The sequence below is a fragment of the Sediminibacter sp. Hel_I_10 genome, assembly GCF_000688335.1.
In the GTDB taxonomy this organism is placed as follows: domain Bacteria; phylum Bacteroidota; class Bacteroidia; order Flavobacteriales; family Flavobacteriaceae; genus Psychroserpens.
This window is the reverse complement of record NZ_JHZX01000001.1, coordinates 283466-295866: the sequence shown is the minus strand read 5'-3', so window position 1 is coordinate 295866 and position 12401 is coordinate 283466. Positions and strand designations below refer to the sequence as shown.

The following is a 12401-nucleotide window of genomic DNA, read 5'->3' as shown; positions in this document are numbered from 1 at the left end:
TCATGTACCTCAATATTAGAATAATTTTATGCCTCAGTTTGTTTTGCAACTTTATATCTGCTCAAAATGAATTACAGGAAAGCTATACCTTAGAAGATTGTATATCGATTGCTATTGAAAATAATCTGGAGTTAAAGTCGGCAAAACTAAGCTCAAATACTGCTGAAGTTAATTTTAAACAATCTAAAGCTAATTTCTTGCCTAACCTAAACGGAAACATCAATGTAGGTGTTAACAATGGGAGGAGTATTGACCCGTTTACCAACGATTTTATCAATCAACGGTTGACCTTTTCAAGCGCGAACTTAAATTTGGACATGACTATTTTTAATGGTTTCAGATTAATCAATCAGGCGAAACAGAATAAACTCAATATATTGGCTGCCGAAATGGAAATTGAGGAAGCCAAACAAGACCTTATACTGCGCGTCACTTTGGCGTATCTGCAAGTTTTGAACAATCGTGATATTTTAACCTTGGCCAAAAACCGATTGCAAACTACCGAAGAGCAGTTGGAGCTGCAAAAAGAGTTCTACGAAAACGAATCGGGCAACCCTGCCGATTATGCCGATATCAAAGGTCAACTTACCCTAGATGAAACCAGTATTTTATCGGCACAGAGCGGTTTCAACAGTTCAAAATTGGAATTGTTACAATTGCTTAATCTTACCGATAATGATATTGAGCTCAATGCCAAAAATTTGCTGCTGGATTTTGAGCAGTATGAGCGTTCGGCAGAGGAAGTTTATCAAGATGCCACTCAAAACCTAGCGACTTTTAAAGCTAGGGAATTGCGAGTGGACGCTTCAAAAAAAGGCGTCAATGTTGCAAAGGCGCAGTTTACACCTGAAATTTCGTTCTTTGCCGGCCTAAATACCAATTATTCAAGCGCAGCGCAACTATTTACAGAGACCGGTACCAGCTTTGTAGAGACGGGAGATTTTATCACTATTGATGGCGAGAATGTTCCCGTGCTTACTGAAAGTAGCAGTTTTGATTCAAACGATATTGGCTTTTCAGAACAATTCGATAATAACCTGAGTACGAATTTTGGTGTTTCGATGAGGGTACCGATTTTCAATGGCTTTCAAGCAAAAAATAATGTAGCGCTAGAGAAAATTAGGGTAGAAGAGTCAATGGTGGCATTAGAACAGACCCAATTGGAAATCAAAAATGCCATTGCACAAGTACATTTTGATATGGAGACTACCTACCTGCGCTACGAAAGCTTACTAAAACAAGTCACAGCCTTTGAAGAATCGTATCGCATTAATGAAATAAGGTTCAATAACGGCATCTCAAATTTTTTAAACTATGTAACCAGTAAAAACAATCTAGACAACGCAAAAATTAATTTGACCAATGCTAAGTATGATTATTTGTTGAGAACCAAGGTGTTGGATTACTATCGCGGGAATTTTAGATATGGATTATACTAAATAGGTTGTCTTTTTTTGGTTAATAAATAGATGTTCTGAAGTTTTTTAGCTATTTCGACGGCTAAAAAATAGTTTAAACGAGGTCTGTTATTAAATGGTGAGTTCAGGTAAACCTTCATAACTTATTAGATTGGATTTAAAAGTAACTCATTGGGTTTTTTTAGGTCTAGACTGAAAATGGGTTATTCGGTTGTTATAGATATAGACGCTTACATTACTTTTTTTAATTTTAAATAAGTAGCTAAAATCGATATTTAGTATCATGTTCCACTCAGCCCATTCCCTACATTCCACTTTTTCTGCTTTACAATCAGAAAAAACTTCATTTCGCGAAAAGCGCTTCCCTAAAGGTCTTGGACACAATCCCCGATTTTAGCTTTCCATTTCGATTATCCTTCCCGTCCCGATGGCTATCTAGACAGGTAAGCAACACTACATTCCTGAGCAGAAATCGTGAATTACGTCCGCTTTTCCAGAGCTGAAAGCCATCCCTTCAATTTTCTTAACAGGATTTACGGTAAACCCTTCTTTGGTGTTTCCTCGAAAATCCTTAAAAACCGAACCGCTGTCCTGCACATTTTAAGGGGTTTATAATGGAGGGTGCCTTTGTTGTTTTTCGGGTCATCGAAAAACAGGCAGGGCATAACTAATTCTAATTTACTCACAACTGCTTTTTTCGCTTAACTCTCTGTACGCTCAAACACAGCTGCGCCCAAAAAGAATTGCTAATGCCCTTATGGAACTTGTCAAGACTGTACAAGTTTTATTGAAAAATAAGGCTTCTACTTCCTTGAAAACCTGAAGACCTATCTATCGATAGGCGGGTTTTACTACGTCGCAGACACTCCTGATTTGTTCCCTAAAAGTCTTGACAAAACCCACACTATCCATTGTGCGGTGCACGAAAGAAAAGAACAAACACCCCTTAAAATTTAATCTGTTTTGAATCCATAGGGGAAATATGAACCTTGTCTGCCGAATAGGTGGGCACTAAAATCTTTTATTATGAGTACTATTAGAAATCATGTACAGTTAATTGGAAATGTTGGTGTGGAACCAACGATTACGAACCTTGAGAGCGGTAAGAAAGTCGCCCGCTTTTCATTAGCCACGAATGAGTATTACAAGGATGGCAAAGGAGAAAAACAAACCGACACGAATTGGCATACCGTTGTTGCCTGGGGCAAGACCGCCGAAATTGTGCAGAACTATGTCGAAAAGGGCAAAGAGGTAGGGATAACGGGTAAACTAAAGACCCGAACCTACACGTCCGATGATGGGAGCCAACGCTATGTAACGGAAGTTGTAGCTGATGAAATCCTTTTACTTGGAAGCAAAAATGACAAGTAAGATTTGAACATTAAGGAGGGCGTAAGTGTTTAAAGATGCGCCCTCTTTTTTATTATTCACACATTAAAATTAGATAATAATGAAATCGAAGAGTCACGATTTCCATAAAAATATAAACGATGAAAAAAGCACAAGTTAATGAAGTCAGGATTAGCTATAAAGAGGGCTTAAGGTCTTCCATGTGGCATAAAATAACAAATTCAAAAGATGCAGCCCAATTGGTCTTCGATAATTGGAACAAGGATACAATCGCCCTACAAGAAACCTTTAAGGTCGTGTTGTTGAATAACAGCAATAAAGTAAAAGCTATATTTCAAGTGTCACAGGGTGGAATAACGGGAACTTTAGTAGATGTAAGAATCTTATTTGCAGTCATTTTAAAATCCTTATCGGTAGGTATCATACTTGCGCATAATCATCCGAGTGGAAAATTGATCCCGAGTGATGCAGATAAGCGGTTGACCACTAAAATTAGGAACGCATCTGAACTGTTCGATGTAAAGCTTATTGACCATTTGATCCTAATTCCGAATGGGGATTATTATAGTTTTGCAGATAACGGGATCTTGTGAATATGGGAGCTATGATATATCTCAATTTTACCGACTTGAGTGAGGACCCTCAAAAGCGACTTTTGGAAAAATCCAAATGTGATGTGGAACGAAAATTTGGCGATGCTATCGGCAAATATGTAAAACAAAATTATTCTTGCTTTGAAACTATGATCGAAGAGGAAGCTATAAGAAATTTATATTCCTATTCCTTCGTGTTCAAGATATGAGTTCTTAAAATCCAATGGGAACACCTCTAAAATTTAGAGGTGTTTTTTTATTTGAACATTACAATTTCAATAAAAAAACGTATCTTTATTTTAGCTGAACTTCAGCTTTGATACTTATGTAGGGTTATCCTATTCTCGACTTTCGCCGATAACCATACGCATCTAAAATTAACATATTGGAAATTCATTTCCCTAAAATGGCAATTGGCTTTTTAGCCAGATTGTAAGGAATTTTTGGTACGCCATAGCGCACCGAAAAGGAGTAGCAAGAGGGTAACACGCTGCGCAATGTTAATACACTCCTTTTTTGTTTTAAACCACTAACGTTCAGTAGTTTATGATTTCAAATAAATTCTTGTTTATCAGCCATTTGCGACAAATGGCAATGAAACGCCCATTTTACGGACAGAATTTGTGACAAATCGGCGAATTATGGACTCATTTACAGGAATTAGATTTAAACGGGAAACGGCAAAGCGTTTCCAGAAATTTTCAAGAACGCACTTCAAATCCCATACAGAGGCATTGACAGCAATGCTGGATTTTTTCTTCTACAATGAAATATCCCCAAAGGAAAAATTGGGTCCTACAGGCAGAACAATCGAGGCTTCTATAAAGAAGCGTATTAATGCGGTCATTGCCATAATGCGCGATATGGAAAAGACCCAGACCAAACCTACCGCCGCCATGATGGCATCTCTTTTCCAAACCGAGGAGCCTAAAAGGAAACCCTTGATTTTGGAAAAAAAAATCATCGAAGAGAGGAGGGAGGGACGACTTCCTGACATCAAGACAGGCTTTGATGAAAAGCAAAATGATAATAACGAACTCTAATATTTTTGCGCTATGTACATTACAATAACACCTCAAAAATTGGGAAACAATTACTCGCAAAGTTCAGTTGATTTTGTAGGCTATTTAGAGAAAGAAAATCAAGGTTTGGAACAACATGAAATGGAACATTTTTTCAATCAATATGGCGATGAAATTTCCGCTGAAGAAGTGGTAAAGGAAATTGACGGAAACACCGCAAAATTGAAAAAGAAAGAACCCAAGTTTTATTCGATTACGGTCAATCCTTCAAAGTATGAATTACGAAAACTTCAGAACAGTAGTCAAGATTTAAAAACCTACACTCGCGAGCTGATGAAAGATTATGTGGCGAGCTTCAATCGAGAAATACAGGGACGGCCCATAACTATAGATGATATAAAATACTATGCAAAAATCGAACATCAAAGAACATTCAAGGGAACAGATTTTCAAATAAAAGAAAACCAAGCTTATGCCACAAAAATACTGCATCTAAAAACCGAAATCAGAAATATTCAAGAGGGACGGGGCGAAGGCGATATTAAAAAGATGAAAAAGGAAATTGCCAAACTGGAACGCCAAGCACCACATCAACAAAATGGAAAACGTATCTTTCAAGGCATGACCAAAGCGGGTAACCAAAATCATATCCATATCATCATCAGTCGAAAGGACGCCTCCAATACTTATAGTCTTTCCCCGGGGAGCAAGCACAAAGCTTCAGAAGTCATGATGCATGGCAAAACCGTCAGACGGGGCTTTGACAGGGACCAATTTTTTAATTCAGCGGAAAAGACCTTCGATAAAACTTTTGGTTACCAAAGAAACTTTGCCGAAACCTATAAGGCCAAAAAGGAGTTTATCAAGAATCCGAAAATTTATTTTGAATCGCTAATGAAATTGCCCACCAATGAAAAGGCGATTGCCTTAAAGGTCCTAAGGGAAAGCCATGTCCCAATACTACCGAGTATTCCGGTCTCTCAGGCACAGCTGGCAATGAAACTATTCAACAGATTGCGCCGTGGTATCGAAGTAGCGGTCAAATCAAGTTCTATAGGAATCTAAATCAAGACCGATGCACATGGACAGTTTTTTTACGATGTTTTTTACCTTAGGCGTCACCAGTATGTTATTTTATGGATGGTATCGGATATCAAGATATGCATTTGCTCTAAGCAGCCTTATGTTGTTTGCAATTGCTTATTTTTTATTACAATGGAATAGTTTGATTTTAGTTTTGTTAAAGGTGGTTTGCCCACTTTTATTGATCAATACGATGATGTACGTTTTCTTGCATAAAACGGAAAGATCAAAAAATGCAGATCAAAGATATCAAGTTCTTTTTCGTACTACTAAAGGAATTTTTAAGGTTGAAAATATTAAACGAGGGGCATCGGTCATCGGCTCCGCAGGAAGTGGCAAGACTGAAAGTGTCGTATACGGATTCTTAAAGCATTTCCAGAAAGAAGGATTTTGTGGTATCGTTCACGATTATAAGGATTTTGAATTGACGGAAATGGCGTATCCACTTTTTAAGGATCGGGATATTCCGTTTAAGATCATTTCCTTCGATAACATTATCCATAGGGTAAATCCTATTGCGCCTCAGTATTTAGAGAACGAGGAGAGCATCAATGAGGTGTCTCGGGTGCTAATAGAAAACCTTTTGGAGCAACGGGAATCTGGAACGACGGGAACAACTAAATTCTTTAATGATGCAGCGGAAGGTTTGATAGGTGGATTGATCTGGAAACTGAAAACCACATATCCCCAATTCTGTACGCTGCCACATTTAATTGCCATTTATCAATATTTGGACACGGATAGTCTGATCCAGTTTTTGGAAACCAATACCACATCAAGAGCAATGGCAGATGCTTTTATAAGTGGCAAAGATTCGGAACGTCAAACCGCCGGTGTAAAAAGTACCTTGGCCAATGCACTTAAGCGCATCAGTACACAACGCATTTTTATGGCCTTATCAGCAGATGAAGTGCCGTTGAACATCAATGATCCTAAAAACCCCTGCGTGATTTCCATAGTGAATAACCCAAAATACGAAACGTCGTATTCACCAGTAATCGCCACGATTATCCATACCATTACCAAACAAATGAGCGTTCGAAATTCCGAACCGTCATTCCTTTTAATGGAAGAAGCACCAACCATTCGATTATTGAACATGCATCGCATTCCAGCGACCTTGAGAAGCTATAATATTGCTACAATTTATGTGATGCAGGATAAGATCCAAAACGATATGATGTATGGAGACAAGGCCAGCAAAGCGATTTTAAGCAATTTGTCCTACCAATTTTTCGGCAAGGTCAATGACCCAGACACCGCCAAATATTACGAGCGCTTTTTCGAAATCATAAAAGATCCAACGAAGAGCGTGAGCCGTGGCCATAATCTCGACTTTGATACGAGAGTTACTACTGGCGAAAAGGAAATTCCGAAAATCAGGGCAGATGTTTTCTTTAGATTAAAGCAGGGGGAGTTTATTACGTATGCGGATGGGAAAGATCAAAAGTTACAGTTTAGATTACAGAACATTGAAAGAGAATTACCAATGAAATTGCGGAAATTTTCCAAGGTTGATTTAGCAGCAAATTTTGAGCGCATCTATGATGAAGCCAAATCAATATTTAAATAACACATAGAGATAGTTCTCTGTTTGTCGCTTATTTGTATCTAAAACAATATATTTGTTGTAAATAAGCAACAAAATGAATTCTAAAAAAGCAATAGTGCTTCCAAAGTATCTTAAGATTTTTGAGCAAATTGGGGAAAACGTAAAGCTTGCCCGTAAGCGAAGAAAGCTTACTACAGAGCAAGTTTCTGAACGTGCGGGTATTCATAGAGCAACACTGTATCGCATTGAAAAGGGTGACCCTGCTGTGGCGATTGGCTTATACTTTAATGTGTTTAGGGTACTAAATCTTCAGGATGATTTTCTAAAATTGGCGGTGGATGATGAATTCGGCAGGAAACTGCAAGACCTTGATTTATTATAAATACTATGGCAACAGGTAAATTTGATATATACGTATTTGCAGATTGGGAAGCTTTAAAAAAGCCAACTTTGATAGGCGTACTTTCAGCACACTTCGCCAAAGGTAAAAAAGCATTCAGTTTTGAGTATGACAAGTATTGGTTAAAGACCGATGCGCAACGATTGTTAGATCCAGATATGGAATTTTATTCAGGGCCACAATATCCTACCAACAAAGAGAACTTTGGAATCTTCCTTGATAGTATGCCAGATACTTGGGGTAAAACATTAATGAAACGTAGAGCTGCACAGGATGCCAGAGCTAAGAATGTAAAAGCAGATACACTGTATGAAATAGATTATCTGCTCGGTGTTTTTGACGAGAGTAGAATGGGAGCTTTGCGTTTTAAAACGGACTTGGAAGGTCCTTTTTTAGATAATGATGCACAAAATCCAACACCACCTTGGTCTTCATTGGGCGAGCTTCAAGAAGCAGTAAATCAGTTAGAAAATGATGAACAAAGTGATGCCGCTAGAAAATGGATAGCTGTTTTAATTGCACCTGGTTCGTCTCTAGGAGGTGCAAGACCAAAGGCTAATGTGCTTGATGCTCAAAAGAACTTATGGATAGCAAAATTTCCTTCTAAAACAGATGTCGTCGATAAGGCAGCTTGGGAGTTTTTAGCTTATAAATTAGCTATCGCTTCTGGAGTTGAAATGGTAACATCTAAAATAGAAAAGATAAGTGGTCAATACCATACATTTCTGACCAAACGATTTGATAGGGATAATGGAAAACGCATTCACTTTGCCTCAGCAATGACAATGACCGGGAATACAGAAGATATGATCAGGGATACAACACCTAGTTATTTGGAAATTGTCGAGTTTATTGAGAATTATGGAGTCGATGTGGAAACTAATTTACACCAACTGTGGCGAAGAATTGTATTTAATATTGCTATTTCAAATACGGATGACCACCTTAGAAATCACGGGTTTATTCTAACCGAAAAAGGTTGGATCTTATCGCCAGCTTATGATTTAAACCCTTCAATAGAAAAAGATGGTCTATCCCTAAATATAGATATGGATGATAATGCTTTAAGTTTTGATTTGGCGAAAAGTGTAGGGATGTATTTTCGCTTAAGTGAAAGTGAGATGGAAAACATACTTTCTGAAGTCCTGATGGTGGTTAAAAACTGGAAACATATTGCAGAAGAAATAGGAATAAAAAGAAGTGAAATAGAATTGATGACTGGTGCATTCAGGTGGCAATTATACAACAAGCCATTATAAAATAATCAAAAAGGTCCTTTATCACTCGGGATATTATGCGTGACCTTCCACAGGCCATCTTCTTTAACCAATTTAAAAACACCAGGCTTCGGGTCGTAAGACGTGGTGTATTTTACCCAAGCAAACTCACCATCCATAGCCTCACTGATAATACTGAAATTGGATTCTGAATGTTCATTTTCAATAAATAGAGCCTGTATGCCATGAAGGTTTGAGAAGCCTTCTGCAGTAGTATATTTTTTTAGAGTTGCTTCGTCGCCGTGGTAAAAACTTTCAGCAACAACTTTGGCGGTTTCAGAAGGGGACCCATGCTTGTGTTCTGAGCAGGAAATCAATAAAAGCACGACTGAGAAAATGACAACATTTTTCATGACAGTATTAATTGGGATGGTTAATGTAATGGTGGGACAACTTCAATTCTATATTCCGTTCACCACGTTTTTCATTAAGCTCTAAAACCAATCTACGATCCTTATCTATTGAAAACTTAGGCATGACGTAAACAAATCTTGCCACGTCATCTTCTCCAATTCTAGAGGGTAACTTATATTTGAAAATGGGCTCTTGTTGTAAGGATTGTAGGGATTTCTTTTTCCCTTTTCGTCGGGTCTCTAAATACAGGTTCAAAAAATTCACATCGTAATCCAAGCTGGATTTGTTTTCGATTCGGATAACAAAGTAAAGCTCATCCTTATCAAAAACGATATTCTCAACAGATAAGATGATGCGTTCGCGTCTTTTTTGTAGACTTCCTATGCGCTGCTCCTTTCTTAAGAGATAAGATGAAAATTTGTTGTAATAATAAGTGTCAGGGTCAATAGAGTCTTCAATACGACTTTCGTTTTTAATGTCTTTGACTAAAGGTTTTTCGTTCCCAATGCGACTTGAGATCGGAATAAAATAATTGAGCTTTGAAAGCGCTTTTCTATATTTTAAGATGAAGCTGAAGATGGAGCCGTCTCTGCTCACTACCAAAAGATTGCTTTCTTTGCCAGGTTTTGCCTGAAGTAGCCCAAAGTACTGTTCTTTGTCTCGGTTATAGGTAAATATAAAATTTTCGGAACCTGATATGCCTTGACGGATAGGCTCATGAAAAAATAAAGCCACGTTTTTAGTGTCGTTAGCGTAAATGGTATCGAGTAATTGAGCGGTTTGTGCGTTAACTTTTGCGAAAGTTGAAGTAAACACTAATACTATTATTATAATTGAATTTTTCATTAGAGTGAAATTTTAAAGGCCCATTATGGGCTCATAATTGAGGTTTTAATAGAAGTTTGTAATTGTTCAATACAGTTACTTTGACGTTCCGGTTATTTCGTTTGAGTACCTTTGTGATGCCTCCTACTTGAGGTACAGTTGGAATGTTGATGTCACCAATAACATCATCAAGGACTTCATTGGTAGCTTCTGCTCGAAAGTTATTTTCAACATAGATGCCTTCGCTACCATCTTGTAGGTCAAAGGCCTTAAGTTGGGTAGGGCGGTGTTCCACGTTTTCAATTTCAATTAGGGCGCGATTGGGCTGAAAGCTTATAAAGCCGAAAACAGCTGTGTTCTTTGGCATATGTTTTCCATTGATAACGGCCGCTTTGGTTATGCGCATTTTTAATCTGGAATTGGCCTTGACAACTTGGTCGCCATCAACTACCGCATAAATGGTGTGATCTGTGGTTCCAATGATTGAAATTTTGTTAGGTTGGGGGGAAGCGGCAAAGAAGAGCTGATGCTCCAAGCCCAGTTCTTTCGATTGGATGTTTTGTTCCTTCTTTAATTTGATGGAATCTATGGGTTCGAGGTGCTTTTGAACGATTTTTTTCTGATTGAAATGTTGACGTCCTTTATCTGAATACTGAATTCGACCCGCATTATAAATGCTGTCCACAATCCGCTCTTTTTCGCGCTCTGGTAAATTGGGATCATAAACACCCATAGAGTCAATCAGGCTCTCGTCATAAATACTGGGAGCATTGTTTTCCTTTACTTTTTTCAAATCATTGATGGCATCCAATTTAGAGGTGTACTCCTTTTGGTTGTCCTCCAGTTCTGGCACCAAGGTCTGTTGAAGACTTTCATTTTCAGTGTCATCATCCCCCATGATCATTATGGAATAGGAAATTAGAAATATGAAAATGACCGCGAGTACTGAGCCAAATACAATTTTGTTTTTTTCTATTTTCATCTATTTATGGTTTAATGTTATTACAATGGTTCGGTGTTGTTTTTATAAACTGCTGATATTTTGTAGGATGAAGGGTTATAAATCCTCACTCAGCTTTTTTAAGGTGTTTTCGAAATAATCGGTAATCAACAAGCCATGTGGATTGTTAGGAAAGTTTCGGTCCACCATAATCAGGTTTCCAGTGGAAACAAGTTCGTAGGTATCTATGATCGTACCTCTATTAATTTCAAAAACGGTCGTTGTGCTAAAGCTATAGGAGCCCTCGTTTTCTATGATCCGTGAATCAATACGTATGACTTTTTGCACTAAGGAATATTGCAACAGGCGATTATAAACACCGTCCGCTTTTTTCTGACGATACAGATTGTCTACAGAGCTATTCCCCAGCCATAAGGCCTTTTTTAGATTCCGTTCGTAATTACTGGCGTCGATATTATAGAAGTAATTGTGGAAGAGTTCCAAATGTGCCAAGGCTTCAACCTTAAAATTCTCTTTTTGGGTAACCAGCTTTAGTGGAATGATACTGCCATCTGTATTAATGGCAAAGGCGCTATTAAGAGCATTCCTATGGGTGCTAAATGCCATCCAAACGGAGATGGTACTGCATAAAAACGCGAAAACAATCACAGCCAGTACGATGAAACGATTTAGTTTTAAAATATTGTAAATGGTTTTATAAGGTGTTTTCATTCTAGGTTTGATTAATTGGTGAATAATCTCAGGGTAAAAGACGTCGCTCTCCTGTAAAGCTTAAATTTGAGAAACACAATAAAACCAACGGAGCCTAACTGGACCACAGGGGCGAAAAACCCTTGACCAAAATCAGTACCGAAGAGGTTACTCCAGAAATTGGTATTTAATTCTGTGTAAATCGCGTTCACAAATACATTCACAAGAAAGAACGCGGGAACTAACATGTAGACCGCAGCATAAAGTTTAAAAAAGGTATAGGCCAATGATCTGAATTTCTCAAATACGGCCAAACTGATGACCAATGGAAAAAAGGCCTGCATGAGCCCCAATAGAAAAAAGCGTTCAGCTAAGAACAATGGGTAAATGAAGAGATCCAGAATCCATAGTATAATGCCAATAATAAAGGCCAATATTTTAAAGCCATATAACGGTGTGAGTAAGGCTTCGTAAAGCAGGGTCATTGCATTTTTAGCAGCATCAATAAGGTTCACGTCTTCCTCTATGGGGATATCCTGCATCTGTAAAGGCAGTAACGCTGGTGCTGTGTCACGGTATTGGGATTCTATCGAGACCAGAATACCATCAAAAAAGCCTAAGAATTGGGTCGAAAAGATGACCAACAGGACTATTGCGAAATTCTTGGCGAGCTCTGTTGGGCTTAACCCCCAAGTGTAGCCATCCTTGTCTGCAACGCCTTCGTTGTATTTCTTAAGGATATTTACAAGAAAGAACAGGACGGCAAGAGTTTTCATTCCCGCGATGGTATACTGTGAGAAACTACTATCCTGTATGGTCTGGAATATGGTGTCGATGTATTCCAATCCAATGCCTAAAATGATGGTGACAGTCATT

The 12401-nt window shown here is 38.2% G+C and carries 15 protein-coding genes; 9 read left to right on the top strand and 6 right to left on the bottom strand.

All coding sequences use genetic code 11. The annotated features are described in order from the left end of the window. Positions 1–2: 2 nt before the first annotated feature. Positions 3–1439, top strand: a complete 1437-nt coding sequence (locus P176_RS0101365; RefSeq protein ID WP_037349089.1) for a TolC family protein — start codon at positions 3–5, stop codon at positions 1437–1439. Between the two features lie 432 nt (positions 1440–1871). Here the strand turns inward: P176_RS0101365 and P176_RS20325 are convergent, their stop codons facing one another. Next, entirely contained in the window at positions 1872–2015 is a 144-nt protein-coding gene (locus tag P176_RS20325; protein WP_156032937.1) for a hypothetical protein, read from the bottom strand. Between the two features lie 429 nt (positions 2016–2444). On the opposite strand from P176_RS20325, the gene P176_RS0101355 reads away from it, so the two are divergent. The 8 genes from P176_RS0101355 (at position 2445) to P176_RS0101320 (ending at position 8677) form a co-directional block, all read left to right on the top strand. Next, positions 2445–2789, top strand: coding sequence for a single-stranded DNA-binding protein (locus tag P176_RS0101355; RefSeq protein ID WP_026753014.1), 345 nt, complete (start codon positions 2445–2447; stop codon positions 2787–2789). Between the two features lie 119 nt (positions 2790–2908). Further along, on the top strand, positions 2909–3361 hold the full coding sequence (locus tag P176_RS0101350) for a JAB domain-containing protein (RefSeq protein WP_026753013.1): 453 nt from the start codon (positions 2909–2911) through the stop codon (positions 3359–3361). A gap of 11 nt (positions 3362–3372) precedes the next feature. Beyond that, on the top strand, positions 3373–3570 hold the full coding sequence (locus P176_RS20805) for a hypothetical protein (RefSeq protein ID WP_026753012.1): 198 nt from the start codon (positions 3373–3375) through the stop codon (positions 3568–3570). Positions 3571–4002: 432 nt separating this feature from the next. Then, positions 4003–4404 carry a BfmA/BtgA family mobilization protein gene (locus tag P176_RS0101340; protein ID WP_026753011.1) on the top strand — a complete coding sequence of 134 codons (402 nt, stop codon included), beginning with the start codon at positions 4003–4005 and terminating at the stop codon, positions 4402–4404. Between the two features lie 12 nt (positions 4405–4416). Beyond that, a complete protein-coding gene (gene mobB, locus P176_RS0101335) occupies positions 4417–5448 on the top strand; it encodes a MobB family relaxase (RefSeq protein ID WP_026753010.1) in 1032 nt (343 codons plus the stop codon). A gap of 10 nt (positions 5449–5458) precedes the next feature. Beyond that, positions 5459–7039, top strand: coding sequence for a type IV secretory system conjugative DNA transfer family protein (locus P176_RS0101330; protein WP_026753009.1), 1581 nt, complete (start codon positions 5459–5461; stop codon positions 7037–7039). A gap of 73 nt (positions 7040–7112) precedes the next feature. Further along, entirely contained in the window at positions 7113–7400 is a 288-nt protein-coding gene (locus P176_RS0101325) for a helix-turn-helix domain-containing protein (protein WP_026753008.1), read from the top strand. Between the two features lie 5 nt (positions 7401–7405). Next, positions 7406–8677: a type II toxin-antitoxin system HipA family toxin gene (locus tag P176_RS0101320; RefSeq protein ID WP_026753007.1), complete on the top strand. Its 1272-nt coding sequence runs from the start codon at positions 7406–7408 to the stop codon at positions 8675–8677. Between the two features lie 5 nt (positions 8678–8682). Here the strand turns inward: P176_RS0101320 and P176_RS0101315 are convergent, their stop codons facing one another. The 5 genes from P176_RS0101315 to P176_RS0101295 form a co-directional block, all read right to left on the bottom strand. Continuing rightward, a complete protein-coding gene (locus tag P176_RS0101315) occupies positions 8683–9048 on the bottom strand; it encodes a hypothetical protein (RefSeq protein WP_026753006.1) in 366 nt (121 codons plus the stop codon). Positions 9049–9055: 7 nt separating this feature from the next. Beyond that, complete coding sequence (locus tag P176_RS0101310) at positions 9056–9895, bottom strand: DUF4138 domain-containing protein (protein ID WP_026753005.1); 840 nt, start codon at positions 9893–9895, stop codon at positions 9056–9058. A gap of 31 nt (positions 9896–9926) precedes the next feature. Then, positions 9927–10856, bottom strand: coding sequence for a conjugative transposon protein TraM (gene traM, locus P176_RS0101305; RefSeq protein WP_026753004.1), 930 nt, complete (start codon positions 10854–10856; stop codon positions 9927–9929). 75 nt (positions 10857–10931) lie between these two features. Next, on the bottom strand, positions 10932–11546 hold the full coding sequence (locus tag P176_RS0101300; RefSeq protein ID WP_026753003.1) for a conjugal transfer protein TraK: 615 nt from the start codon (positions 11544–11546) through the stop codon (positions 10932–10934). Between the two features lie 11 nt (positions 11547–11557). After that, entirely contained in the window at positions 11558–12400 is an 843-nt protein-coding gene (locus P176_RS0101295) for a hypothetical protein (protein WP_026753002.1), read from the bottom strand. Position 12401: the final 1 nt, after the last annotated feature.